Source organism: Falsiroseomonas sp. CW058 (assembly GCF_050563535.1).
Lineage (GTDB): Bacteria > Pseudomonadota > Alphaproteobacteria > Acetobacterales > Acetobacteraceae > Falsiroseomonas.
Genome location: NZ_JBNXUO010000006.1, coordinates 1 through 23,351 on the forward strand (window position 1 = coordinate 1; position 23,351 = coordinate 23,351).

A 23,351-nucleotide genomic window follows, 5' to 3' on the forward strand; every position below is an offset into this window, starting at 1 on the left:
GGCGGCGCTGCACGAGGCGGGTTTCGCGCGGCTGGACCTTGGCGCCCTCGGCCGCGACGGGGTGGCCGTGGAGGCGTTGCGCCGCCTGGTCCGGCTGCTGGCCGGGCGGCCCTTCCCGCCGGCCGGGGCTGCCGCGGCGGCGCTGCTGGCGCGGGGGGAGGGGACGCTCGCCGGCGTCCGGCTCCGCCGGGACGGGCTGCTGCTGCGGGAGGCGGCGGCGATCGGGCCGGAGGTGCCGGCCCGCCAAGGCGCGGTCTGGGACGGCAGGTTCCGCCTGGCGGGACCGGGCGACCCGGATTGCCGCATCGGGGCGCTGGGGGCGGAGGCGGCGGGGCTGCCCCGGCCGGGCTGGATGCCGGCGGCGGTCGCGCGGACGCTGCCGGCGGTGCGGCGCAACATGGTGCTGGTGGCGGTGCCCGCGCTGGCCTATCCTGACCCCGAACGGGCGCAGGGCTTCCGCCTCGTCCTCTTGCCGCCGCCCTAGCGGGCCCCGCGGCCGGGGCGGGTTGCGGGGATGCGCCGCGGACTGGTGATGTGGCGTGGCGACGCAGGGACGGAACCGGGACCGTCCGCGCCGCGCATGATCGTTGTCGCCGACGGTGGATGGAAGCCGGCCGGAGGCACCCTATCTTTGCTCTGGCGCGGCCCCCCCGGGTCGCGGGACATGGGAATGCCAAGGTGAACAATTTCGGCCGGAATCTGGCACTCTGGGTCATCGTGGCGCTGCTGCTGGTGGCGCTGTTCAACCTGTTCCAGCCCTCCTCCGGGCCGGGGCGGGCTTCGTCGCAGGTGGCCTATTCCGACTTCCTGAACGAGGTGAATGCCGGCCATGTGCGCGACGTGCGCATCCAGGGCCGCACCGTGACGGGCCAGCTGAGCGACGGGCGCAGCTTCCAGACCTACACGCCCGAGGATCCGACGCTGGTCTCCAAGCTGACCGAGCGCGGGGTGCGGGTGGAGGCGCGGCCGGAGGAGAGCGACGTCAACCCGCTGTTCCACTACCTGCTGTCCTGGTTCCCGATGCTGCTGCTGATCGGCGTCTGGGTGTTCTTCATGCGCCAGATGCAGGGCGGCGGCGGGCGGGCCATGGGCTTCGGCAAGTCCAAGGCGAAGCTGCTGACCGAGAAGCAGGGCCGCGTCACCTTCGACGACGTGGCGGGCATCGAGGAGGCGAAGGGCGAGCTGGAGGAGATCGTGGAGTTCCTGCGCGACCCGCAGAAGTTCCAGCGGCTCGGCGGCAAGATCCCGAAGGGCGTGCTGCTGGTCGGCCCGCCCGGCACCGGCAAGACGCTGCTCGCGCGGTCCATCGCGGGCGAGGCGAACGTGCCCTTCTTCACCATCTCCGGCTCCGACTTCGTCGAGATGTTCGTGGGCGTCGGCGCATCCCGCGTGCGCGACATGTTCGAGCAGGGCAAGAAGAACGCCCCCTGCATCATCTTCATCGACGAGATCGACGCGGTGGGCCGCCACCGCGGTGCCGGCCTCGGCGGCGGCAATGACGAGCGCGAGCAGACGCTGAACCAGATGCTCGTCGAGATGGACGGCTTCGAATCGAACGAGGGCGTCATCATCATCGCGGCCACGAACCGGCCGGACGTGCTGGACCCCGCGCTGCTGCGCCCGGGCCGCTTCGACCGGCAGGTGGTGGTGCCGAACCCGGACGTGAACGGGCGGGAGAAGATCCTGCGCGTCCACATGCGGAAGGTGCCGCTGGCCTCCGACGTGGACCCGAAGGTGATCGCGCGCGGCACGCCCGGCTTCTCGGGCGCCGACCTCGCCAACCTGGTGAACGAGGCGGCGCTGCTGGCCGCGCGCACCGGGCGGCGCACCGTGGGCATGGCCGAGTTCGAGATGGCCAAGGACAAGGTGCTGATGGGCGCCGAGCGCCGCAGCCTGGTGATGAGCGAGGCCGAGAAGCGCATGACCGCCTATCACGAGGCGGGCCACGCGCTGGTGGCGCTGCACGAGCCGGAATGCGACCCGGTCCACAAGGCGACCATCATCCCGCGCGGCCGGGCGCTCGGCCTGGTGATGTCCCTGCCGGAGGGCGACCGCTATTCCAAGCACAAGTCCAAGCTGAAGGCGGAACTCGCCATGGCGATGGGCGGGCGCGTGGCGGAGGAGCTGATCTTCGGCGCCGACAAGGTTTCGAACGGCGCCTCGGGCGACATCAAGATGGCGACCGACCAGGCGCGGCGGATGGTCACGGAATGGGGCATGTCCGACAAGCTCGGCATGATCGCCTACGGGTCGAACGACCAGGAGGTGTTCCTGGGCCATTCGGTGACGCAGTCGAAGAACCTCTCCGAGGAGACGGCGCGGCAGATCGACGCCGAGATCCGCGGCATCATCGACGGCGCCTATGCGCGCGCGACGAAGGTGCTGAGCGAGAACATCGACGAGCTGCACCTGCTGGCCAAGGGCCTGCTGGAGCATGAGACGCTGTCGGGCGACGAGATCAAGCAGGTGATCAAGGGCGAGCCGATCGTGCGGGTGCGTCCGGACGAGCCGGTGAACCAGGGCCGCGGCAGCGTCCCCACCAGCGGCCGCCCGAACCCCCGCCCGAGCGCGGGCCCCTGGAGCGGGGCGCCCGCGCCGGGGACCTGACGACAAGGCGGCCATTCCGGGCTATGCGATGGGGCGGGGGCGAGGAATCGCCCCCGCCCTTTCCACGTCCGGGTTCCGCATCCCATGCCCGATCCCTGGGCCGACACCTGGGTCGAGCCGCTCGGCCTGCTGCATGGCCGGGCCGCCGCCGCCGCCATCGCCGCCGACCTCGCCCTGCCGCTGGCGGGCGGCCCGGCGGCCTTCACGATGGTGCGGCTGATCGGCCGGGCGCCGGGCGGCGCCGCGACGCCGGACGCGCCGGTGCCGCTGGCCGAGGTGCCGGAGCCCTGGCAGCCCGCCGTGCTCGCGCTCGGCGCCGCGCCGCCGCCCTTCGCGGGCCTGCCCGGGGGGCGGCCGCTGGTGATGGGCATCCTGAACGTCACGCCGGACAGCTTTTCCGATGGCGGGCGCCACGCCGACCACGCCGCCGCGGTCGCGGCCGGGCACGCGATGCTGGAAGCGGGGGCGGACCTGCTCGACATCGGGGGGGAGAGCACGCGGCCGGGCGCGGCGCCCGTCCCGCCCGAGGAGGAATGCCGGCGGGTCCTGCCCGCCATCCGCGAACTGGCGAAGGCCGCCACCATCAGCGTCGACACGCGCAACGCCGCCACCATGCTGGCGGCGCTGGAGGCGGGGGCGGAGATCGTCAACGACATCACCGCGCTGCGCCACGACCCCGCGGCCGCACGGGTCCTGGCGCGGTCCGAGGCGAGCGTCATCCTGATGCACATGCTGGGCGACGACCCCCGCACCATGCAGCGCGACCCGCGCTATGCCGACGTGGCGCTGGAGGTGGCGCAGTTCCTCGCCGGGCGCGTCGCCTGGGCCGAGCGGCAGGGCATCCCCCGCGCGCGGCTGGCGGTGGACCCCGGCATCGGCTTCGGCAAGCGGCTGCCGCACAACCTCGCGCTGATCGAGCGGCTGCCGATCCTCGCCGCGCTCGGCTGCCCGGTGGTGTTCGGCGCCAGCCGCAAGCGGTTCATCGGCGAGTTGTCGGGCGTGGAAGCGGCAGCGGACCGCGTGGCCGGCAGCGTCGCCGCGGCGCTGGCGGGCGCCGACCGGGGCGCCGCCATCCTGCGCGTCCATGACGTGGCAGAGACGGTGCAGGCACTGGCCATCCGCGCCGCCGTCCTCGCCGGCGAGGCGGCGGGCGGGGCGGAGGCGGAGTAGCCGGGGCAGGCCACACCCGCGCGGGGATGTCGCGCATCCGTGCCGTTGCGGCTCGGTTTACGGCGCGGCGCCGCTTCGGTAGAGCGTGGGGCAGCTTGGGGACCGGCGCGCCATGACCTCGCAGGCACGAAGACTGTTCGGCACCGACGGCATCCGCGGCAAGGCCAACCTGCCGCCGATGGATGCGGGCACCGCGCTCCGGCTCGGCCAGGCGGCGGGGCGGTTCTTCAACCGCGGCAGCCACCGCCACCGGGTCGTCATCGGCAAGGACACGCGGCTGTCGGGCTACATGCTGGAACCCGCGCTGACCGCGGGCTTCATCGGCGCGGGGATGGACGTGATGATCGTCGGGCCCATCCCGACGCCGGCCATCGCGCTGCTGACGCGCAGCCTGCGGGCCGATCTCGGCGTCATGATCTCGGCCAGCCACAACCCGTTCGAGGACAACGGCATCAAGCTGTTCGGCCCGGACGGCCTGAAGCTGTCGGATGCCGAGGAGGCGGAGATCGAGGCGCTGATGGATGCGCCGCATTTCGCCGAGGGGCTGGCCTCTCCCCAGAAGCTCGGCCGCGCTTCCCGGCTCGAGGATGCGCCGGGCCGCTACATCGAGGCGGCGAAGGCCACCTTCCCCAAGGGCCGCAGCCTGGAAGGGCTGCGCATCGCGGTCGATTGCGCCAACGGCGCGGCGTACCGGGTGGCGCCGACGGTGCTGTGGGAACTGGGGGCGGAGGTGGTGCCGCTCGGCGTCGCGCCGGACGGCTTCAACATCAACCGCGACTGCGGCGCGACGGCGCCGGGGCGGCTGGCGGAGCTGGTGCGGGAACGGCGTGCCGATCTCGGCATCGCGCTGGATGGCGACGCGGACCGCCTGGCGCTGGTGGATGAGCAGGGGCGCATCGTCGACGGCGACCAGATCCTCGCGACCGTGGCCGGCAGCTGGCACCGGCAGGGACGGCTGGCGGGCGGCGGCGTGGTGGCGACCGTGATGTCCAATCTCGGGCTGGAGAAGCACCTGGCGGGGATGGGCCTGGCGCTCCACCGCACCAAGGTCGGCGACCGCTACGTGGCGGAACGCATGCGCGAGAGCGGCTGCAACCTGGGCGGCGAGCAGTCCGGCCACATGATCCTGTCGGATTTCGCGACGACGGGCGACGGGCTGGTGGCGGCGCTGCAGGTCCTCGCCCTGCTGGTCGAGGAGGGGCGCCCCGCGAGCGAGGTCTGCCGCCGCTTCGTGCCCCTGCCGCAGCGGCTGGAGAACATCCGCTACACCGGCGCCTCGCCGCTCGGCGATGCGGAGGTGGAGAAGGCGATCGCGGCGGCGGGGGAGAAGCTCGGCGCCCGCGGCCGCGTGCTGGTCCGCGCGAGCGGGACGGAGCCGCTGATCCGCGTGATGGCGGAGGCCGAGGACGAGGCCGAGATGCGCCGCACGGTGGAGGAACTGTCCGCGCTGATCCGCGCCCGCGCGGCCGCCGCGGCGGTGAAGAGGGGCGCGGCCGATTAGCACCATGGGCAGGGGCCGGGTCCTGGTCTGCGCCGGGTCTGATTCCGGCGGCGGCGCGGGCATCCAGGCGGACATCAAGGCGGTGACCGCCCTCGGCGGCTACGCGGCCACGGCGGTCACCGCGCTGACGGCGCAGGACACGCGCGGCGTGCAGGGGGTGGTGGGCGTCGCGCCGGACTTCATCGCGCTGCAGATCCGCATGGTGCTGGACGACATCGGCGCGGACGCCATCAAGACCGGCATGCTGGCCGATGGCCCGACGATCGGCGCGGTGTGCGACGCGGTCGCGGCGCATGGGGCGGGGGTGCCGCTGGTGGCGGACCCGGTGATGGTCGCGAAGGGCGGCCACAAGCTGCTGGCGGACGAGGCGGTGGCGACGCTGCGGGCGCGGCTGCTGCCGATGGCCGCGGTCGTCACGCCGAACCTGCCGGAGGCCGAGGTGCTGGCCGGCATGCCCATCCCCGACCTGCCGGCGATGGAACGCGCGGCGGCGGCGCTGCTCGGCATGGGCGTGCGCGCCGTGCTGCTGAAGGGCGGCCACCTGGAGGGCGAGGTGCTGACCGACATCCTGGCCACGCCCGGCGGGATCGAGCGGTTCGAGAGCCCGCGCATCGCCACCCGCCACACCCACGGCACCGGCTGCACGCTGGCATCCGCCCTGGCCTGCGGGCTTGCGCAGGGCATGACGCTGCGCGCCGCGGTGGTGCGCGCGCGGGCCTATGTGCGCGCGGCGATCCTGGCGGCGCCGGGGCTGGGGCAGGGGCACGGGCCGCTCGGCCACGGCGTCACGCTCGACCCCGCACGGCTCGCCGCCCTCGCATGAGGAGCTGGCGCTTCGTCACGCTCGACGTCTTCACGGATGTGCGCTTCGGCGGCAATCCGCTGGCGGTCCTGCCGGATGCGCGCGGCTTGTCGGATGCCGAGATGCAGGCGATCGCCGCCGAGTTCAACCTGAGCGAGACCACCTTCGTCCTGCCGCCCGCCGACCCGGCCAACACCGCGCGGGTGCGCATCTTCACCCGCACGCGGGAGATGCCCTTCGCCGGCCATCCGAATGTCGGCACCGGCTTCGTCGTCGCGCAGGGGACTCCCGCCGCGACACTGCGTTTCGAGGAGATCGCGGGTCTGGTGGAGGTGGAGGTCGCGCGAGATGCCGCCGGCGCCGTCACCGGCGCCACCATCGCCGCGCCGCAGCCGCTGAGCCTTGGCGCCGAGCTGCCGGCGGCCGAGATCGCCGCCTGCGCCGGCCTTGCGCCCCGCGACGTGGTGGTGGCGCACCATGCGCCGGTGCCGGCTTCCGTCGGCAATCCCTTCGTGATCGCCGAGGTGACGGGCGAGGCACTGGGCCGCGCCGTGCCCGATGCCGGCGCCTTCCGCGACGTGCTGTCGCGCCGGCCCGCCCTGGCGGGGCGGCTGGCTCTCTATCTCTATGCGCGCGACGGCGCCGCGGTGCGGGCGCGGATGTTCGCGCCCCTCGGCGGCACGGTGGAGGATGCGGCGACGGGCAGCGCGGCGACGCCGCTGGCCGCGCTGCTGCTGCGGCTGTCGGGGGCGGATCGCGGCGCCTGGGACATCGTGCAGGGCGTGGAGATGGGACGGCCGAGCCTGCTGCGGAGCGCGGCGCATCGCGCGGCCGATGGCATCCGCGCCACCGTGGGCGGGGGCTGCGTGCCGGTGATGCACGGGGAGATCACGCTGTGAACGTCTCGACCAGGCCGGCGGCGGTGGCGGCGCCGTCGCTCGCGCATCTGCCGCTGCCGCTGCTGGCCATCCCGATGGGGCTCGGCGGCCTCGGCCTCGCCTGGCGGCAGGCGGCGGCGAGCCTCGGTGCGCCGGCTGCGGTGGGGGAAGCGGTGCTGGCCCTGACCGCGCTGGCCTGGCTGGCGCTGGTGGCGCTGCACGGGCTGCGGGTGCTGCGCTTCCCCGCGGCGGTGCTGGCCGAGGCGCGGCATCCCGTGCGGGCCGCCTTCGTCGCGGCGCCCACCATCGGGCTGATGATCCTCTCGGCCGCGATCCACCCCCATGCGCCGGGCCTCGGCGCGGGGCTGTGGTGCGTGGCGGTGGGGGCGCACCTGCTGATCGCGATGGGGCTGCTGCGGCGCGTGCTGGGCGGCGGCGGGGATGCGGCGATGCTGGCGCCGCCGCTGCTGATCCCCTTCGTCGGCAACATCCTCGCGCCCGTCTTCGGGGTGCGGATGGGCTTCGTCGACATGTCCTGGATGATGTTCGGCGTCGGCTTCCTGTTGTGGCTGGCGGTGCTGCCGCTGCTGCTGCACCGGCTGCTGGCCGGCCCCGCCCTGCCGCCGCCGCTGCGCCCGACGCTGGCCATCCTGCTGGCGCCGCCGGCGGTGGGCGCGCTGGCGCTGGCGCAGCTTCTGGGGACCACCGGCGGTCCGGTGCTGGCGCTGGTCGGGCTGGCGCTGCTGGTGGCGGCGGTGCTGATCTCGCTGGCCGGGGAGTTCGCGAGGCTGGCCTTCACCCTGGCCTGGTGGAGCTTCACCTTCCCCTCCGCCGCCTTCGCCGTGATGCTGATGGCGGAGGGGTTCCCGCCCCTGCTGTGCTGGGCCGCGCTGGCGCTGGCCACCGGGATCACCGGCTGGTGCGCCTGGCGGACCGCGCTGGCGGCGCGCGCGGGGGTGCTGCTGCGGCCGGAGCATTGACGGCGCCGCCGGCGCTTCATCCTCCCGCCGTCGGGGGGAGGGGCGGGACGGGCCGCGGGCGCTACTGGGGCTGGATGTTCGCCGCGCGGACCAGGGCGGCGTAGCGTTCGCCTTCCTCCCGCACGAAGGCGCCCAGCGCCTCGGGGTCCATGCGGGACGGCGTCTGGCCGATGTCGCGGATGCGGCGCTGCAGCTCCTCGCTCGCCATTGCGGCCGACGCGGCCTGTGCCACGCGGGCGACCAAGGCGGGGTCGGTGCGGGCGGGGGCGAAGATCGCCTGCCACACCTCCATCGCGAGGCCCCGCGTCTGCGGCTGTTCGGCGAAGGTCGGCATGTCCGGCAGGAAGGGGTGGCGCTCGGGCGAGGAGACGCCGTAGCCCCGCGCCTTGCCTTCCCGCACCATCGGCGCGGAACTGGTCAGCGTGCTGACGGCGAGGTCGAGCTGCCCGCCCATCACGTCGGTCAGCATCTGCGCGCCCATGCGGTAGGGCACGTGCTCCATCCGGAGGCCGGCGCGCTGCACCAGCAATTCGCCGAACAGGTGCAGCGAGGTGCCGGTGCCGGAACTGCCGAAGTTGAAGGGGTTGGGCTGTGCCCGGCTGGCGGCGACCAGCTCGGCGAAGGTGGCGGGCATGCCGGGCTTGCCGACCAGCAGCAGCGGCAGGGTCGCCACCATGTGCACCGGCACGAAGTCCCGCTGCCCGTCGTAGCGGGTGGTGGAGGGGGTGACGAGCTGCGCGACGACCATCGTGCTCTCCACCCCGAGCAGCAGGGTGGAGCCGTCGGGCGCCGCGCGCGCTGCGCGTTCGGTGGCGATGGTGCCGCCCGCGCCGGTGACGTTCTCCACCACCACCTGCCGCTCCAGCCGCTGCGACAGCTCCGGCGCGATCAGGCGGGCGATCTGGTCGACATTGGTGCCCGGGCCGAAGGGGCAGATCAGGGTGATGGTGCGCGACTGTGCCCGCACGGCGGGCGCGGCTGCGAGGGTTGCGGGCAGCGCGAGCGCGGCACGGCGCGTCAGGGTGGGCATGGCTGGGGCTCCGTCACGGTGGCGGCAGTCAGACATGCAAGTTCCGGGCAAGTCCAGAGCTTGCCGGGGGTGGCCGGCGCCGCTAATCCTCGCGGCGGGCCACGCCCCCCCACCGGGGCGCATCCGCTTCTGGAAGGGAGCACGCGCATGTCGCACCCCACGCCGGACATCCGTCCGGCCAATCCCCGATTCTCCTCCGGCCCCTGCGCCAAGCGTCCCGGCTGGACGCTCGCCGCGCTCGAAGGCGCGCTGCTCGGCCGCAGCCACCGCGCGAAGGACCCCAAGGCGAAGCTCGCCGAGGTGATCGACCGGTCGAAGGCCATCCTCGGCATGCCGAAGGACTGGCGGCTCGGCATCGTCCCGGCCTCCGACACGGGCGCGGTGGAGATGGCGCTGTGGTCCCTGCTCGGCGCCCGCGGCGTCGACATCCTGGCGTGGGAGAGCTTCTCCAAGGACTGGGCCACCGACGTCACGAAGCAGCTGAGGCTGGCCGATGCGCGCGTGCTCTCCGCCCCGTACGGCAGGCTGCCGGACCTGGCGCAGGTGGACCCGGCGCGTGACGTCGTGTTCGTCTGGAACGGCACCACCTCCGGCGTGCGGCTGGCGGATGCCGATTTCATCCGCGACGACCGCGAGGGGCTGGCGATCTGCGACGCGACCTCGGCCGCCTTCGCGATGGACCTGCCCTGGCCGAAGCTCGATGTCGTCACCTGGTCCTGGCAGAAGGTGCTGGGGGGCGAGGCGGCGCACGGGATGCTGGCGCTGAGCCCGCGGGCGGTGGCGCGGCTGGAAGCCCACAAGCCCGCCTGGCCGATGCCGAAGATCTTCCGCATGACCAAGGACGGCAAGCTGAACGAGGGCATCTTCCGGGGCGAGACGATCAACACGCCTTCCATGCTGTGCGTGGAGGATGCGATCGACGGGCTGCGCTGGGCGGAATCGGTCGGCGGCCTGCCGGGGCTGATCCGACGGTCGGAAGCCAACCTTGCCGCCGTCGCGGCCTGGGTGGAGCGCAGCCCCTGGGCCGCCTTCCTGGCGGAGGCGCCGGCCACGCGGTCCTGCACCTCGATCTGCCTCAGGATCGTGGCACCGTGGTTCGCCGCGCTCGATGCCGAAGGGCAGGCGGCGGCGGCGAAGAAGCTGGCGGGGCTGCTGGAGAAGCAGGGCGTGGCGCTGGACGCCGCGGCCTATCGCGACGCGCCGCCGGGCCTGCGCATCTGGGGCGGCGCGACGGTGGAGACGAGCGACATCGAGGCGCTGCTGCCCTGGCTCGACTGGGCCTTCGCGCAGGTCGCAACCGAATTCGACAAGGCGGCCGCGTGATGCCCAGGGTCCTGATCAGCGACAAGCTCTCCCCCGCCGCCATCGCCATCTTCAAGGCGCGCGGCATCGAGACGGATTTCAGGCCCGGCCTGAAGCCCGCGGAACTGCGGGAGATCATCGGCCAGTACGACGGTCTCGCGGTCCGCAGCGCCACCAAGGTGACGCGCGAATTGCTGGATGCGGCGCCGCGGCTGAAGGTGGTGGGGCGCGCCGGGATCGGCGTCGACAACGTGGACGTGTCCTCCGCCACCGCGCGCGGCGTGGTGGTGATGAACACGCCCTTCGGCAACGCCATCACCACGGCCGAGCACGCGATCGCGATGATGTTCGCCCTGGCCCGCCAGATCCCGGAGGCCTCGGCCTCCACCAAGGCGGGGAAGTGGGAGAAGAACCGCTTCATGGGCGTCGAGATGACGGGCAAGACGCTCGGCCTCATCGGCGCGGGCAACATCGGCGGCATCGTGGCGGACCGCGCCAACGGGCTGCGGATGAAGGTCATCGCCTACGACCCGTTCCTGTCGGAGAAGCGCGCGCTCGAGATCGGGGCGGAGAAGGTGGAGCTGGACGCGCTGGTGGCGCGCGCCGACATCATCAGCATCCACGCGCCCTTCACCGAGCAGACCCGGAACATCATGAACCGCGAGCGCATCTTCGCCATGAAGCGCGGCGCGCGGCTGGTGAACTGCGCCCGTGGCGGCCTGGTGGACGAGGCGGCGCTGGCCGAGGCGCTGGCGGCCGGCCACCTGGCGGGCGCCGCGCTCGACGTGTTCGAGACGGAGCCGGCGACCGCAAGCCCGCTCTTCGCGCTGGAGAACGTGGTCTGCACCCCGCATCTGGGTGCCGCCACCGCCGAGGCGCAGGAGAACGTCGCCCTGCAGGTCGCCGAGCAGATGAGCGACTTCCTGCTGACGGGCGCCGTCAGCAACGCCATCAACATGCCCTCCGTCAGCGCGGAGGAGGCGCCGCGCCTCAAGCCCTACATGGAGCTCGCGCGGCTGCTGGGCGCCCTGGCCGGGCAGCTCACCGCGTCCCAGGGGGATGCGGTGAAGGCCATCCGCGTGGAATACGAGGGCGCGGCGGCGGAGCTGAACCGCCGCCCGCTGACCGCCGCGGCGTTGGCTGGCGTGCTGGCGCCGATGATGGGTGCGGTGAACATGGTGAACGCCCCCTCTCTCGCGAAGGAGAGGGGGATCGAGGTGGCGGAGACGGTGCTGGAGCGCAGCGGCGACTACGCGACCCTGCTGCGTGTCACCATCGTGACGGAGGCCTGGACGCGCAGCGTGGCAGGCACGCTGGTGGGCACGGGGAAGCCGCGGCTGGTGGAGATCAAGGGCATCGCGGTGGAGGCGGAATTCGCGCCCCACATGCTCTACGTCACCAACCAGGACAGGCCGGGCTTCATCGGCCGCTTCGGGACGACGCTGGCGGAGGCGGGTGCGAACATCGCGACCTTCCACCTCGGCCGCGACGCGCCGGGGGGCGATGCGATCTGCCTCGTCGGCCTCGACGGCCCACTGCCGGACGGCGTGCTGGCGCAGGTGCGCGCCCTGCCGCTGGTGGTCCGCGCGATCCCGCTGGCGTTCTGATACTGCCCTGCGTTTCCGTTGACACGGAAACGCCTTCGGACGCCAGCGGCCCGCATCCGCGGGCCTCGGCTTCGCCGCAGTTGCGGCGGCCGCCCTTCGGCGGCTCGCCCGGCGTGAAGAACGCCGGGCGCGGCATTCAGCCGCGCCCGCCGCCATCCAGCCGCCGCATCTCCACCCAGGCGGCGCCTGCCGCGTCCCGCACGCGGGGCAGGGCCGGCAGGCGGGACAGGCGGGCGAGCGTGTCGGGGCGGAACATCGGCCCGCCCAGCGCCGCCCCGGCGCGGGCGGGGCTGCCGGCATCGATCGCGGCGGCAGCCTCGCGCAGGGCGACGATCACCGGGCCGGGCGGCGCGTCTGCGGCGATGCCCAGCGCGTCCCGCATGTCGCGCCGGCCGACGCGCATCGCGTGCAGCGCCTCGCCCGACACCTCGTGCCGGTACAGGGGATCGGTCTCGAAGCTGTCGGCGATCACCTCCAGCTGCACGGCCGCGCGCGCCGCCTGCGCCGGGCGGCCAGCGAGGCGCGCCGTGTCGCCCCACCAGGGCCCGGACAATGCGGCCCCCCGCGCCGGGTCGCCGAGGCCGCCAAGGTGTTCCGCCGCCGGGTCGGCGCAGGCCAGCAGGAGCAGCGGCAGGAGGAGAAGGCGCATCGCGGGGCTCCGTCACCGGTTCGGGCGGCAGGGAAGGGACAGGTTCCGCCGGCCAAAGCGTGGCGGGCGGGGCGGGTTCCGCGGGGCCGGGCCGGGCGCCGCCCGCGGCGCCCCGGCGCGGGCCCGCGGGCGGGCGCCATGGCGGCCCTGCGGCGCAGGGGGTTGCGGCATCCGGCCCCCCCTGCCACACACCCGCCGCCCCGCTGCCCGAACGACATGACAGACGATCCCCCGAGCCCCGCGCTTCTCCCCGCCGGCCTGTCCGACCTGCTGCCGCCCGAGGCGGAGCGGGAGGCGATGCTGGTCGAGGTGCTGGCCGAGACCTTCGCCCGCCACGGCTACGAACGGGTGAAGCCCCCGCTGCTGGAATTCGAGGACAGCCTGCTGGCCGGGTCCGGCGCGGCCGTGGCGGACCAGACCTTCCGGCTGATGGACCCGGTCAGCCACCGCATGATGGGGCTGCGCGCCGACACCACGCCGCAGGTCGCCCGCATCGCCGCGACGCGCCTGGCGCGCCTCGCGCGGCCGCTGCGCCTGTCCTATGCGGGGCAGGTGCTGCGGGTCCACGGCACGCAGTTGGCCCCCGCGCGGCAGCTGCCCCAGGCCGGGATCGAGCTGATCGGCATCGACGCGCCCGATGCGGATGCCGAGGTCGCGGCGGTTGCGGCCGAGGCGCTGGCCGCGGTCGGCATCGCGAACCCCACGCTCGACATCACCCTGCCGCGGCTTTCGCCCGCGCTGCTGGATGCCGCGGGGGTGGAGGGCGAGGCGCGCCGCCGCCTGGCGCGCGCGCTGGACCGCAAGGACGCCGCGGCCGTGCAGGCCCGCGTGGCGGAAGCCGGCGCGGCCGCGCATGTGCTGCCGGCGCTGCTCGCGGCCGCGGGGCCGGCCGATGCCGCGCTCGCCGCGCTCGAGGATGCGGCGCTGCCGCCGGCGGCGCGCGCCATCGCGGACAATGCGGCGGCGGTGGTCGCGGTGCTGCGCGCGCGCGCGCCGGCGCTGCGCATCACGCTGGACCCGGTGGAGTTCCGCGGCTTCCGCTACCACACCGGCGTCGCCTTCACGATCTTCGGCGAGGGTTCGACCGGGGAACTGGCGCGTGGCGGGCGCTACCTGTCGGGCGAGGAGCCGGCGACGGGGATGACGCTCTATCCGGACGCGATGCTGCGCGCGGTGGCGCCGGCCGCGCCGCGGCTGCGGGTGTTCCTGCCCGGCGGGGCGGACGCGGCCCGCGCGGCCGCGCTGCGGGCGGCGGGCCACGCCACCGTGGCGCAGCTCTCGCCCGCCGACACGCCCGCCAGCCTGCGCTGCACGCACATCATGGACGCGGCCGGCCGGGCCGTTCCCGTCAAGGAGTAGCACGATGGCCAATGTCGCCGTCATCGGCGCCCAATGGGGCGACGAGGGCAAGGGGAAGGTGGTGGACTGGCTGGCCAGCCGCGCCGACATCGTCGTACGCTTCCAGGGCGGCCACAATGCCGGCCACACGCTGGTGGTGGGCGAGCAGACCTACAAGCTGTCGCTGCTGCCGTCTGGCGTGGTACGCGGCAAGCTCGGCGTCATCGGCAACGGCGTGGTGCTGGACCCCGAGGCGCTGCTGGCGGAGATCGCGCGCGTCAGCGCGCAGGGGCTGTCGGTGACCCCCGCCAACCTCCGCATCGCGGAGAACGTGCCGCTGATCCTTCCCGTCCACCCCGCGCTCGACAAGGCGCGGGAGGCGGCGCGGGGCGAGGCGCGGATCGGCACCACGGGCCGCGGCATCGGCCCCGCCTATGAGGACAAGGTGGCGCGCCGCGCCATCCGCCTGTCCGACCTGGCGGAGCCGGAACTGCTGTCGCGCAAGCTCGACGAGCTGCTGCTGCACCACAACACGCTGCTGCGCGGCCTCGGCGCCGACACCTTCGGCAAGCAGGACCTGCTGGACCGGCTGCTCGCCCTCGCGCCGCGGCTGCTGCCCTTCGCGGAGCCGGTCTGGGAACGCCTGGACGAGGCGCATCACAGCGGCAAGCGCGTGCTGTTCGAGGGCGCGCAGGCGGTGATGCTGGACGTGGACCACGGCACCTATCCCTACGTCACCTCCTCCAACACGGTGGCGGGCAACGCCGCGGCCGGGGCAGGGGTGGGGCCGAAGCAGATCGGCTACGTCCTCGGCATCGCCAAGGCCTACACCACGCGCGTCGGCAGCGGGCCCTTCCCGACGGAGCTGCATGACGAGATCGGCCGCCGGCTCGGCGAACGCGGGCATGAGTTCGGCACCGTCACCGGCCGTCCGCGACGCTGCGGCTGGTTCGACGCCTGCATGGTCCGCCAGGCCGTGAAGGTCGGCGGCGTCGAGGGGCTGGTGCTGACCAAGCTCGACGTGCTGGACGGGCTGCGGACGCTGAAGCTCTGCACCGGCTACCGGATCGACGGGGAGGTGGTGCGCCGCCTGCCGGCCTCGGTCGCCGTGCAGGAACGCGCGGAGCCGGTGTGGGAGGAGATGGAGGGCTGGTCCGGCTCCACCCGCGGCGCGCGCAGCTACGCCGAGCTGCCGGCCGAGGCGGTGAAATACGTCCGCCGGATCGAGGAACTGGTGGAGGCGCCGGTGGTGCTGCTCTCCACCAGCCCGGAGCGCGACGACACCATCGTGCTCCGCGATCCCTTCGCGGGCTGAGGAGGCGGGGCGATGCGCCAGCGCGACGAGTTCCACAACCTGCACGACGAGAGCCAGGGCCTGGCGCGCGAGCTTGCGCCCGGCCTCACCACGCGCATCTTCCCCGGCGAGCACGCGATGCTGTCCGTCGTCACCATCGCGCCAGGCGCGATGGGCACGATCCATGACCACCCGGAGGAGCAATGGGGCGTGCTGCTGGAAGGCAGCGCGCTGCGTATCCAGGGCGGGGAGGAGATCGCGGTGAAGGCCGGCGATTTCTGGCGCACCCCGGGCGGCGTGCCGCACACGATGCGGGCGGGGCCGGAAGGGTGCAAGGTGCTCGACATCTTCGCCCCCCCGCGCGAGGCCTACCGGAAGGCGGGCGTCGGCTTCGGCTGACGCGCCCTCATCCTCGGGATGAATCTCGAGACGAGGGCAGCAGGAGCGTCACCGCCCAGCAGGCCGCGAGCATGAGCGCGCTGGCGGCGAGGGGGGGCGTGATGCCGCCGAGGCCGTAGAGCAGCCCCGACAGCAGCGTGCCCGCGAAGCGCCCCGCGGCGTTGGCCGCGTAGTAGAAGCCGACATCCTCCGCCGCCTTCTCCGACCCTGCATAGGCGAGGACGAGGTAGGAGTGGACCGAGGAGTTCACCGCGAAGGCGAAGCCGAACACCGCGAGGCCGGCGGCCACGACCAGGTCGGGGCGCGTCGGGCCGAAGGCCAGCGCGACGGCGAGTGCGGCGGGGATCAGTGCCAGCGCGAGCGACCAGCGGCGCGCCGCGGGCACCTCCGCGCCCAGGCCGTCGGCGCTTCGTCGCACCAGCGCGGGCGCGGCGGCCTGGACGACGCCGTAGCCGATGGTCCAGAGCGCGAGGAAGCCGCCCACCATCGTGAAGGTCCAGCCCGAGGCGTAGAGGAACACGGGCAGCCCCACCACGAACCACACGTCCCGCGCGCCGAACAGGAACACCCGCGCGGCGGCAAGCAGGTTGACGCCCCTGTTCCTCGCGAAGAACTCCCGCGCCGACCGCGACGCCCTCGCCCTGCCCATCAGCGGCGGCAGGGACAGCACGACCCCCGCCAGGATCGCGGCCAGCGCCGCCGCCATGGCGAGCAGCGCGGCGCGGAAGCCGAGCACCTCCAGCAGCAGGCCGCCCAGGAAGAAGCCCAGGCCCTTCATCGCGTTCTTGCTGCCGGTGAAGAAGGCCACCCACTTGAACAGACGGCCGGAGGCGCCGCCGGCGGTCAGCTTGATCGCGGATTTGCTGGCGGTCTTGGTCAGGTCCTTCGCCACGCCGCAGACGCCCTGCGCCGCGACGACCCAGGCGACCGACAGCGCCGCCGCCCAATCCGGCGAGACCGCCGCCAGCATCAGGAAGCCCGCGATCTGGGTGGCGAGCCCGACCGCCAGCATCCGCGCGATGCCGAAGCGCGTCGCGAGCCAGCCGCCGGCCAGGTTCGCGCCGATCCCCGCGGCCTCGTAGAGCAGGAACAGGAAGGCAAGCGTGAAGGGCGAGTAGCCGAGGCGGAAGAAGTGCAGCAGCACCAGCATTCGCAGCGCGCCGTCGGTCAGCGTGAAGCCCCAATAGGCCGCCGTGACGATGGCGTAGTTGCGGGCGCTCGACGCGTTGCCGACCGCGACGCTCACAGCCCCATGCTTTCCATGTGGCAGGCGAGGTCCACCATGCGGCAGGCATACCCCATCTCGTTGTCGTACCATGCATAGACCTTCAGCAGCGTGCCGTCGGTGACGAGGGTGCTCGGCCCGTCCACGACGGAGCTGCGGGTGTCGCGCGCGTAGTCGGCCGAGACCAGCGGCCGCGTCTCGTAGCCCAGGATGCCGGCGAGCGGGCCCGCCGCTGCGGCGGTGGCGAACAGCGCGTTCACCTCCTCCGCGCTCGTCTCCCGCCGCATCTCGAAGACGCAGTCGGTCAGTGACGCATTCAGCACCGGCGCGCGCACGGCGTGGCCGTTCAGCTTGCCCTTCAGCTCCGGGTAGATCAACGCGATGGCCGTCGCGCTGCCCGTCGTCGTCGGCTGCAGCGACAGCATCGCGGAGCGCGCGCGCCGGAGGTCCTTGTGCGGCGCGTCCACCACGACATTGGTGTTGGTCGGGTCGTGGATGGTGGTGATCTGGCCATGGCGGATGCCGATCGCCTCATGCACTACCTTCACCACCGGGGCGAGGCAGTTGGTGGTGCAGGACGCGGCGGTGACGATCGGGTGCCGAGCGGGGTCGTAGAGGTCGTGGTTCACGCCGACCACGACGTTCAGCACCGTGTCGAACTTCACCGGCGCCGCCACGATCACGCGCTTCGCGCCGCGCTTCAGGTGGCCGCCGATCGTCTCCGGGTCGAGGAACTTGCCGGTGCATTCCAGCACGACGTCCACGCCGAGATCGCCCCAGGGGATCCCGGCCGGGTTCGGGTGCTCGGAGAAGGACAGGCGACGGTCGCCGATGCGGATCGCGTCCCGGCCCTCCGCGGCGATCGGCGCGCGCCAGCGGCCCTGCACGCTGTCGAATTCCAGCAGATGCGCGATGGCCGCGGCGCCGCCCCTGATCTCGTTGAGGTGGACGACCTCCAGCCGGTTGCCGCGGCGTGGGTCGTCCCCCGGCCGTTCCGTCGCGCCCATGGCCGCGCGCAGGGCCAGCCGCCCGATGCGGCCCATACCGCTGATTCCGACCCGCATGCCCACGCTCCTTCTACCGCGCCATCGCGTGCGGATCGGCCAACTCGTCCAACCGCGCCTTCAGCGCCATGCGGTCGAGCGAGGCGAAGGGCAGGCTGTTGAAGATGCCGAGGCGGCGGTGCAGCGCCGCGTAGAGCTCGTTCAGCAGCGTCGCCCGCTCCGCCGCGCTGCCGGTGAACTTCGCAGGGTCCGGCAGCGGCCAGGCGGCGGTGATCACCGTCTCGCCGAAATCGGGGCAGGCTTGGCCCGCCAGCGTGTCGCAGAGCGCGATGACGAAGTCGATGCGCGGGGCGCCCGGACCGGTGAACGCCTCCCACGACTTCGACCGCAGCGCCGAGACGTCGTGGCCAAGCGCCTTGAGCTGGGCCAGCACCTCCGGCAGCGGGCCGCTTTCGGACGGTGCCGAGCCGGCCGAGAAGGCGTGGAAGCGCCCCTCCCCGATGCGGTTCAGGATGGCCTCGCCCATGATCGAACGGGCGGAGTTACGGGTGCAGAGGAACAGCACGTTGAAGGCGGGCTTCTCCATCCGGGCGGTCTCCCCATCGATGTCGAACAGGCGGTGGATGTCGCCGCAGCGCGCGGGGTCGCCGCCGCAGCAGGCCTCGGCGAGGAAGGCGACGAGGTCGCGCAGCCGCGCGACCTGCGCGGCATAGACTAGGCTGCGCCCATGCCGCGTCGGCGCGACCAGGCCGGCCTCCTCCAAGGTGCGGAGGTGGAAGGACAGGGTGGAGGCCGGCACGCCGAGCCGCGTCGCGATCTCCCCCGCCGACAGGCCGGAGGGACCAGCCGCCAGCAGGGCCCGCATCAGGTCGAGCCGGGTGCCCTGACCCAGAGCCATGAATCCGGACGCGATGTCATTGGCCGCCATGGTTCCAGTATGGTCGAAACATGCTGCCGCAGGATGAAGCCTCGGTCACGGATGCTGCCCGGCGCTCGCCACGGATGCCTTGCGAGAGCGGTTCCTGCGGTACGGGCAAGACACGTCCGAAGGTGCGAAGGGGTTGCGCGGGGTCGCCTTCGCCAAGGTCGAGCAGGAGGTCGTCGAATTCGCGGATGGCTGGTCGATGAACACCATCGCCTGCCTGTTCCGTGGTACTCCGCGACCCCGCCGTCGCCCCGTTCGGGCATGAGCGCGCCGACGCCGCCCTCCGATGGCCCGGAGCCCAGGACCGATCCCCGGGCGCGTCCTTAGAGGGAGGTGCCCCCTGGCCTGCTGCGGCGAACCCTGAATGGCCACGCCCGAAACGCCCTGGCGGGCGAGCATGCGGCGTCCCCAAGGCTGCCGCGCAACACGTTGATCGAGCTGATGATCGAGCCATGCCGCCCAATGCGTGCCAACCCTTGAAAAGGTTGGCGTCCCCTAGGGGATTCGAACCCCTGTTACCGCCGTGAGAGGGCGGTGTCCTAGGCCTCTAGACGAAGGGGACCCAGACGCGAGGCCGGGTATCTATCGCCCCTGGCCTCCCGGATCAAGCCGCCCCGGCGGGGTTTTTCGCGCGCGGGCATAACGGCCTTCCCGGCAGGCGTCGCTGCAATGGCGCACCTGGTCCCAGTCCCGCGCCCATTTGCGGCGCCAGGCGAAGGGGCGGCCGCAAGTGGCGCAGGGCTTCTCGGGCAGGCTGGGCTTGCGGTGCGCCATGGCGGGGCTCACTCGCTCGCCCGCAGCTCGCCCACCACGCGGCCGCGCGCCGGGTCCACCAGCAGCACCCTTTCGCCGTCGGGGCGGGCGACGAGCACGGCGATTCGGCCCTCCGCGCCGCCGACCGAGAGGATGCGCGTCCCGGCTGGCTGGCCGAGGTGCTGCAATGCCAGCGGCGACTCGCCGCGGCCGCCGGAACGCTGGACGAGCAGCGCCACCAGCGTCACGGTGCCGGCCACGATCAGCACCCCCATCACGACGACGATCCAAGTGAGCGCCCGCACGACTTCCCCCGATCCCGCGCCCCAGGACACCGCCGAGGCCACCGCGCCGCCGGAGGCGGCGGGCATGCGCGCCGACCGCTTCCTGGCGGATGCGATAGGCGGCCTGTCCCGCTCCCGGGTCAAGGCGTTGATCGAGGAGGGGCACGCCACCCGCGACGGCGTGCCGCTCACCGAACCCGCCGAGGCGGTGCGCGCCGGGGCGCGCTACCTGCTGCGGCTGCCGCGCCCCGCCCCCGCGGCGCCGGCGCCGCAGGCCATCCCGCTGGCCATCCTGTTCGAGGACCGGGACCTGCTGGTCATCGACAAGCCGGCGGGGCTGGTGGTGCATCCCGCGCCGGGCAACCTCGACGGCACGCTGGTCAATGCCGTGCTGGCCCATGCGGGGGAGGAACTGACGGGAATCGGCGGGGAGGCGCGGCCGGGGATCGTACACCGGCTGGACAAGGACACCTCCGGCGTCATGGTGGTGGCGAAGTCCGAGCGGGCGCATGTCGAGCTGTCGGCCGCCTTCGCGGAGCGCGACCTGGATCGCGACTACCTGGCGCTGGTCTGGGGCCTTCCGGCGGCGACGGAAGGCGTGGTGGAGGCCGCGATCGGGCGGCACGCCACCGACCGCAAGCGCATGGCGGTGGTGGGCGCGGGGGGCGCGCGGGGCGGCAAGCCGGCCCTGACGCGCTGGCGGACCGAGCGCGGCTTCGGCACCGCGGCCGCGCTGCTCCGCTGCCGGCTGGGGACGGGCCGGACGCATCAGATCCGCGTGCACCTGGCCCATATCGGCCATCCCGTGGTGGGGGACCCCGTCTATCTCCGCCGCACCCCGGCCGCAGCGCGCAGCCTTCCCGCGCCGGCGCGGGATGCGCTGCTGGCCTTCCCCCGGCAGGCGCTGCATGCGGAAAGCCTTGGATTCGTGCACCCCGTCACGCGGGAGAAGCTGAGCTTCCGGGCGCCTCCGCCGCCCGACATGCAGGCGCTGATCGACATGCTGGCGGCGGGCGCGGGCGGGCATGTTGCTGGACGGTAACCGTACGTAAACCAACCTCGCAGGTCGGTTTTTCTGGACCTTCCGCCTCCGATCCGCTACAAGACGCGTCGTCAGCGCCGTTCGGGTGCCGCTGAACCGTCCTGCGGCTCGCATCGGCCACAAACCCCATGCCAGGGCAGGACCACCGACCGCCGCTCTCCCCGTCGTGACCGGGGCGGGGGCGGCACGGGAGGGCCCGGAAGGCGTTGGCAGACCATCAGGGCCGCATTGGTCCCCGCCGTCACGGGGGGAACCCGGCGGCGCAGGAGGCAGATCCCGCTATGGCTTCCAGCATGTCCATCCCGATCGCCCCGGAGGGCAACCTTTCCCGCTACCTCCAGGAGATCCGCAAGTTCCCGATGCTCACCGCCGAGGAGGAGTATTCCCTCTCGAAGCGGTGGAAGGACGAGGGCGACGAACAGGCCGCCCACAAGCTCGTCACCTCGCATCTCCGCCTCGTCGCCAAGATCGCCATGGGCTACCGCGGCTACGGCCTGCCGGTGGGTGAGCTGATCTCGGAAGGCAATGTCGGCATGATGCAGGCCGTCAAGCGCTTCGACCCCGACCGCGGCTTCCGCCTGGCGACCTACGCCATGTGGTGGATCCGCGCGGCCATCCAGGAATACATCCTGCACAGCTGGTCGCTGGTGAAGATGGGGACAACGGCGGCGCAGAAGAAGCTGTTCTTCAACCTCCGGCGCCTCAAGGGCCAGATGGCCGCGCTCGAGGACGGGGACCTGAAGCCCGAGCAGGTCGAGAAGATCGCGCGCGTGCTGCAGGTGCCCGAGCAGGACGTGGTGAGCATGAACCGCCGCCTCGCCTCGCCGGACAACAGCCTGAACGCGCCGGTCCGCGCCGACTCGGATGGCGAGTGGCAGGACTGGCTGGTGGACGAGTCCGAGAGCCAGGAAAGCGAACTCGCCGAGCGGCAGGACATGACCAACCGCCGCCAGCTTCTGGGCGAGGCGCTGAAGACGCTGAACGACCGGGAACGCCACATCCTGATCGAGCGGCGCCTGAAGGACGAGCCGACCACGCTCGAGGAACTCTCGCAGCAGTACAACATCAGCCGCGAGCGTGTCCGCCAGATCGAGGTCCGCGCCTTCGAGAAGCTGCAGAAGAGCATGAAGACGCAGATCGTCGAGCGGAGGCTCGCGGTCGGCTGATGCGGAGGCTCGCGGTCGGCTGATGCGGAGGCTCGCGGTCGGCTGATGCGGAGGCTCGCGGTGGGCTGACGCGAAGGCCCGCGGGATGAGATGCAGGGACGCCCGGCGGGACCTTCCGCCGGGCGTTCCGCTTTTCCGGGCCGAGCGGGAAGCGGGCAGCCCGCCGCGGCGCCGGGCCGATCACCGCCGCCAATGGGACGCATCCCCGCCGCCGATTGGACGCAAGGCCGCCGCAGCCCCAGTTTCCGGGACGAACCCAAGGGAGCACCGCCATGTCCGCCAGCCCAGAAGCCGCCACAAGGTCCTATGCCGCGCCGGCCGGCACACGAATCGGCCATGTCCACCTGAAGGTGTCCGAGATGGAACGCGCGCTGTCCTTCTGGCGCGACCTGCTCGGCTTCGAGGTGCAGCAGCGCATGGGGCAGCAGGCCGTCTTCCTCTCGGCCGATGGCTACCACCACCATATCGGCCTCAACACCTGGGAGAGCGCGGGCGGCCACCCGCCGGGGCCGGGGACGACCGGCCTCTACCACGTCGCGATCCTCTATCCCGACCGCCGGGCGCTGGCGGGAGTGCTGAAGCGGCTGGCCGAGGCCGGCTACGCGCTGGACGGCGCCTCCGACCACGGCGTGTCCGAGGCGCTGTACCTGCACGACCCGGACGGCAACGGCGTCGAGCTGTACCGCGACCGCGCGCCGGAGGAATGGCCGCGCGACGCGGAGGGCAACCTCGCCATGGTCACGCGCCGGCTGGACCTTCGCGCTTTGCTGGCCGAGGCCGGCTGAACGGCCGGCCCGGCACCCGCGCCCGTCGGGATCAGCCCCCCGGCGCCGGCGCGGTCGCGCCCGGGCCGAGCGGCCGCGTCATCAGCACGCTGTCCACCCACCGCCCGTGCTTCCAGCCCACGGCGGGCAGCAGGCCGGCATGGGCGAAGCCGCAGGCGGCGTGCAGCCCGATGGAGGCGGCGTTGGCGCTGTCGCCGATCACCGCGATCATCAGCCGGAAGTCCAGCGCCTCGCACCGCTCGACCAGCATGGCCAGCAGCGCCCGGCCGGTGCCGCGGCCGCCGGCATCGGGCGCAACATAGATGCTGTTCTCCACCGTGAAGCGGTAGCCCGGCCGCGCACGGTAGCTGCTGGCGTAGGCGTAGCCGAGCAGCCGGCCCGCGGCATCCGTCGCGACGATGTAGGGAAAGCCGCCCGCCAGGATCGCGGCCCGGCGCGCCGCCATCTCCGCGGCGCCGGGCTCCGCGAGTTCGAAGCTGGCCAGGCCGTGGGTGACCCAGTGGCCGTAGATGGCCGCGATGGCGGGGATGTCCTCGTCGCGGGAATCGCGGATCACGGGCGTGTGCATCGCCCGAAGGTCGCAGGCGCGACCCGGCGCGGCAACCGGACA

22 protein-coding genes, 1 tRNA gene and 1 pseudogene are annotated in these 23,351 nt (G+C 73.3%); 15 read left to right on the forward strand and 9 right to left on the reverse strand.

Annotated features, from left to right (window positions below; genetic code table 11):
- From ACK8OX_RS06875 to ACK8OX_RS06905, 7 genes and pseudogenes are all read left to right on the forward strand, one after another.
- Positions 1–484: pseudogene (locus ACK8OX_RS06875) on the forward strand (hypothetical protein); the annotation flags it as partial.
- A gap of 194 nt (positions 485–678) precedes the next feature.
- Positions 679–2,607, forward strand: coding sequence for an ATP-dependent zinc metalloprotease FtsH (ftsH, locus tag ACK8OX_RS06880; RefSeq protein WP_430663208.1), 1,929 nt, complete (start codon positions 679–681; stop codon positions 2,605–2,607).
- A gap of 84 nt (positions 2,608–2,691) precedes the next feature.
- Positions 2,692–3,777 (forward strand): dihydropteroate synthase, encoded by a 1,086-nt coding sequence (folP, locus tag ACK8OX_RS06885; protein WP_430663209.1) that lies wholly within the window; start codon positions 2,692–2,694, stop codon positions 3,775–3,777.
- Positions 3,778–3,889: 112 nt separating this feature from the next.
- Complete coding sequence (gene glmM / locus ACK8OX_RS06890; RefSeq protein WP_430663210.1) at positions 3,890–5,278, forward strand: phosphoglucosamine mutase; 1,389 nt, start codon at positions 3,890–3,892, stop codon at positions 5,276–5,278.
- Between the two features lie 4 nt (positions 5,279–5,282).
- A complete protein-coding gene (thiD, locus tag ACK8OX_RS06895; protein WP_430663211.1) occupies positions 5,283–6,101 on the forward strand; it encodes a bifunctional hydroxymethylpyrimidine kinase/phosphomethylpyrimidine kinase in 819 nt (272 codons plus the stop codon).
- Positions 6,098–6,979: a PhzF family phenazine biosynthesis protein gene (locus ACK8OX_RS06900; RefSeq protein WP_430663212.1), complete on the forward strand. Its 882-nt coding sequence runs from the start codon at positions 6,098–6,100 to the stop codon at positions 6,977–6,979. The genes thiD and ACK8OX_RS06900 overlap by 4 nt, the downstream gene beginning before the upstream one ends.
- Positions 6,976–7,938, forward strand: a complete 963-nt coding sequence (locus ACK8OX_RS06905) for a hypothetical protein (protein WP_430663213.1) — start codon at positions 6,976–6,978, stop codon at positions 7,936–7,938. Before ACK8OX_RS06900 ends, ACK8OX_RS06905 begins: the two co-directional genes overlap by 4 nt.
- Positions 7,939–7,999: 61 nt before the next feature.
- On the opposite strand, the gene ACK8OX_RS06910 is transcribed toward ACK8OX_RS06905, so the two are convergent.
- Entirely contained in the window at positions 8,000–8,968 is a 969-nt protein-coding gene (locus ACK8OX_RS06910; RefSeq protein ID WP_430663214.1) for a Bug family tripartite tricarboxylate transporter substrate binding protein, read from the reverse strand.
- A 147-nt stretch (positions 8,969–9,115) separates the two neighbouring features.
- On the opposite strand from ACK8OX_RS06910, the gene ACK8OX_RS06915 reads away from it, so the two are divergent.
- Together ACK8OX_RS06915 and serA are read left to right on the forward strand one after the other, a co-directional pair.
- Positions 9,116–10,291 (forward strand): phosphoserine transaminase, encoded by a 1,176-nt coding sequence (locus tag ACK8OX_RS06915; RefSeq protein WP_430663215.1) that lies wholly within the window; start codon positions 9,116–9,118, stop codon positions 10,289–10,291.
- On the forward strand, positions 10,291–11,877 hold the full coding sequence (gene serA, locus ACK8OX_RS06920) for a phosphoglycerate dehydrogenase (RefSeq protein ID WP_430663216.1): 1,587 nt from the start codon (positions 10,291–10,293) through the stop codon (positions 11,875–11,877). The genes ACK8OX_RS06915 and serA overlap by 1 nt, the downstream gene beginning before the upstream one ends.
- Positions 11,878–12,013: 136 nt before the next feature.
- Here serA and ACK8OX_RS06925 read toward each other — a convergent pair whose 3' ends face one another.
- The gene (locus ACK8OX_RS06925) at positions 12,014–12,526 is read right to left on the reverse strand and encodes a hypothetical protein (protein ID WP_430663217.1); all 513 of its coding nucleotides are present in this window, start codon (positions 12,524–12,526) and stop codon (positions 12,014–12,016) included.
- Positions 12,527–12,742: 216 nt separating this feature from the next.
- On the opposite strand from ACK8OX_RS06925, the gene ACK8OX_RS06930 reads away from it, so the two are divergent.
- The 3 genes from ACK8OX_RS06930 to ACK8OX_RS06940 are packed head-to-tail and all read left to right on the forward strand — an operon-like array spanning position 12,743 to position 15,557.
- Positions 12,743–13,885 carry an ATP phosphoribosyltransferase regulatory subunit gene (locus ACK8OX_RS06930; RefSeq protein ID WP_430663218.1) on the forward strand — a complete coding sequence of 381 codons (1,143 nt, stop codon included), beginning with the start codon at positions 12,743–12,745 and terminating at the stop codon, positions 13,883–13,885.
- Positions 13,886–13,889: 4 nt separating this feature from the next.
- Complete coding sequence (locus ACK8OX_RS06935) at positions 13,890–15,179, forward strand: adenylosuccinate synthase (protein WP_430663219.1); 1,290 nt, start codon at positions 13,890–13,892, stop codon at positions 15,177–15,179.
- 12 nt (positions 15,180–15,191) lie between these two features.
- Positions 15,192–15,557 (forward strand): cupin domain-containing protein, encoded by a 366-nt coding sequence (locus tag ACK8OX_RS06940; RefSeq protein ID WP_430663220.1) that lies wholly within the window; start codon positions 15,192–15,194, stop codon positions 15,555–15,557.
- 7 nt (positions 15,558–15,564) lie between these two features.
- Here the strand turns inward: ACK8OX_RS06940 and arsJ are convergent, their stop codons facing one another.
- From arsJ to ACK8OX_RS06970, 6 genes are all read right to left on the reverse strand, one after another.
- Positions 15,565–16,803 (reverse strand): organoarsenical effux MFS transporter ArsJ, encoded by a 1,239-nt coding sequence (gene arsJ / locus ACK8OX_RS06945; protein ID WP_430663221.1) that lies wholly within the window; start codon positions 16,801–16,803, stop codon positions 15,565–15,567.
- Positions 16,800–17,846, reverse strand: a complete 1,047-nt coding sequence (locus ACK8OX_RS06950; RefSeq protein WP_430663222.1) for an ArsJ-associated glyceraldehyde-3-phosphate dehydrogenase — start codon at positions 17,844–17,846, stop codon at positions 16,800–16,802. Before ACK8OX_RS06950 ends, arsJ begins: the two co-directional genes overlap by 4 nt.
- Before the next feature lie 13 nt (positions 17,847–17,859).
- Positions 17,860–18,714 (reverse strand): metalloregulator ArsR/SmtB family transcription factor, encoded by an 855-nt coding sequence (locus tag ACK8OX_RS06955; protein WP_430663223.1) that lies wholly within the window; start codon positions 18,712–18,714, stop codon positions 17,860–17,862.
- Between the two features lie 483 nt (positions 18,715–19,197).
- Positions 19,198–19,273: transfer RNA gene (locus tag ACK8OX_RS06960), tRNA-Glu, on the reverse strand.
- A gap of 20 nt (positions 19,274–19,293) precedes the next feature.
- Complete coding sequence (locus ACK8OX_RS06965) at positions 19,294–19,485, reverse strand: DUF2256 domain-containing protein (RefSeq protein WP_430663224.1); 192 nt, start codon at positions 19,483–19,485, stop codon at positions 19,294–19,296.
- 8 nt (positions 19,486–19,493) lie between these two features.
- Positions 19,494–19,835 (reverse strand): DUF6476 family protein, encoded by a 342-nt coding sequence (locus ACK8OX_RS06970; protein ID WP_430663225.1) that lies wholly within the window; start codon positions 19,833–19,835, stop codon positions 19,494–19,496.
- Here ACK8OX_RS06970 and ACK8OX_RS06975 point away from each other — a divergent pair.
- The 3 genes from ACK8OX_RS06975 (at position 19,834) to ACK8OX_RS06985 (ending at position 22,741) form a co-directional block, all read left to right on the forward strand.
- The gene (locus ACK8OX_RS06975; protein ID WP_430663226.1) at positions 19,834–20,790 is read left to right on the forward strand and encodes an RluA family pseudouridine synthase; all 957 of its coding nucleotides are present in this window, start codon (positions 19,834–19,836) and stop codon (positions 20,788–20,790) included. The two genes, ACK8OX_RS06970 and ACK8OX_RS06975, sit on opposite strands and share 2 nt — an antisense overlap.
- A gap of 281 nt (positions 20,791–21,071) precedes the next feature.
- A complete protein-coding gene (gene rpoH, locus ACK8OX_RS06980) occupies positions 21,072–21,956 on the forward strand; it encodes an RNA polymerase sigma factor RpoH (protein WP_430663227.1) in 885 nt (294 codons plus the stop codon).
- 272 nt (positions 21,957–22,228) lie between these two features.
- Complete coding sequence (locus ACK8OX_RS06985) at positions 22,229–22,741, forward strand: VOC family protein (RefSeq protein ID WP_430663228.1); 513 nt, start codon at positions 22,229–22,231, stop codon at positions 22,739–22,741.
- A gap of 31 nt (positions 22,742–22,772) precedes the next feature.
- On the opposite strand, the gene ACK8OX_RS06990 is transcribed toward ACK8OX_RS06985, so the two are convergent.
- Complete coding sequence (locus tag ACK8OX_RS06990) at positions 22,773–23,297, reverse strand: N-acetyltransferase family protein (protein ID WP_430663229.1); 525 nt, start codon at positions 23,295–23,297, stop codon at positions 22,773–22,775.
- Between the last annotated feature and the right edge of the window lie 54 nt (positions 23,298–23,351).

What these genes read in the sequence shown, in the direction of transcription:
- folP (WP_430663209.1), top strand. Translation starts at nt 2,692, where the DNA reads ATGCCCGATCCCTGGGCCGACACCTGGGTCGAGCCGCTCGGCCTGCTG.
- glmM (WP_430663210.1), top strand. Translation starts at nt 3,890, where the DNA reads ATGACCTCGCAGGCACGAAGACTGTTCGGCACCGACGGCATCCGCGGC.
- thiD (WP_430663211.1), top strand. Translation starts at nt 5,283, where the DNA reads ATGGGCAGGGGCCGGGTCCTGGTCTGCGCCGGGTCTGATTCCGGCGGC.
- ACK8OX_RS06900 (WP_430663212.1), top strand. Translation starts at nt 6,098, where the DNA reads ATGAGGAGCTGGCGCTTCGTCACGCTCGACGTCTTCACGGATGTGCGC.
- ACK8OX_RS06910 (WP_430663214.1), bottom strand. Translation starts at nt 8,968, where the DNA reads ATGCCCACCCTGACGCGCCGTGCCGCGCTCGCGCTGCCCGCAACCCTC.
- ACK8OX_RS06915 (WP_430663215.1), top strand. Translation starts at nt 9,116, where the DNA reads ATGTCGCACCCCACGCCGGACATCCGTCCGGCCAATCCCCGATTCTCC.
- serA (WP_430663216.1), top strand. Translation starts at nt 10,291, where the DNA reads ATGCCCAGGGTCCTGATCAGCGACAAGCTCTCCCCCGCCGCCATCGCC.
- ACK8OX_RS06925 (WP_430663217.1), bottom strand. Translation starts at nt 12,526, where the DNA reads ATGCGCCTTCTCCTCCTGCCGCTGCTCCTGCTGGCCTGCGCCGACCCG.
- ACK8OX_RS06930 (WP_430663218.1), top strand. Translation starts at nt 12,743, where the DNA reads ATGACAGACGATCCCCCGAGCCCCGCGCTTCTCCCCGCCGGCCTGTCC.
- ACK8OX_RS06935 (WP_430663219.1), top strand. Translation starts at nt 13,890, where the DNA reads ATGGCCAATGTCGCCGTCATCGGCGCCCAATGGGGCGACGAGGGCAAG.
- ACK8OX_RS06940 (WP_430663220.1), top strand. Translation starts at nt 15,192, where the DNA reads ATGCGCCAGCGCGACGAGTTCCACAACCTGCACGACGAGAGCCAGGGC.
- ACK8OX_RS06950 (WP_430663222.1), bottom strand. Translation starts at nt 17,846, where the DNA reads ATGCGGGTCGGAATCAGCGGTATGGGCCGCATCGGGCGGCTGGCCCTG.
- ACK8OX_RS06955 (WP_430663223.1), bottom strand. Translation starts at nt 18,714, where the DNA reads ATGGCGGCCAATGACATCGCGTCCGGATTCATGGCTCTGGGTCAGGGC.
- ACK8OX_RS06965 (WP_430663224.1), bottom strand. Translation starts at nt 19,485, where the DNA reads ATGGCGCACCGCAAGCCCAGCCTGCCCGAGAAGCCCTGCGCCACTTGC.
- ACK8OX_RS06975 (WP_430663226.1), top strand. Translation starts at nt 19,834, where the DNA reads ATGCGCGCCGACCGCTTCCTGGCGGATGCGATAGGCGGCCTGTCCCGC.
- ACK8OX_RS06970 (WP_430663225.1), bottom strand. Translation starts at nt 19,835, where the DNA reads ATGCCCGCCGCCTCCGGCGGCGCGGTGGCCTCGGCGGTGTCCTGGGGC.
- rpoH (WP_430663227.1), top strand. Translation starts at nt 21,072, where the DNA reads ATGGCTTCCAGCATGTCCATCCCGATCGCCCCGGAGGGCAACCTTTCC.
- ACK8OX_RS06985 (WP_430663228.1), top strand. Translation starts at nt 22,229, where the DNA reads ATGTCCGCCAGCCCAGAAGCCGCCACAAGGTCCTATGCCGCGCCGGCC.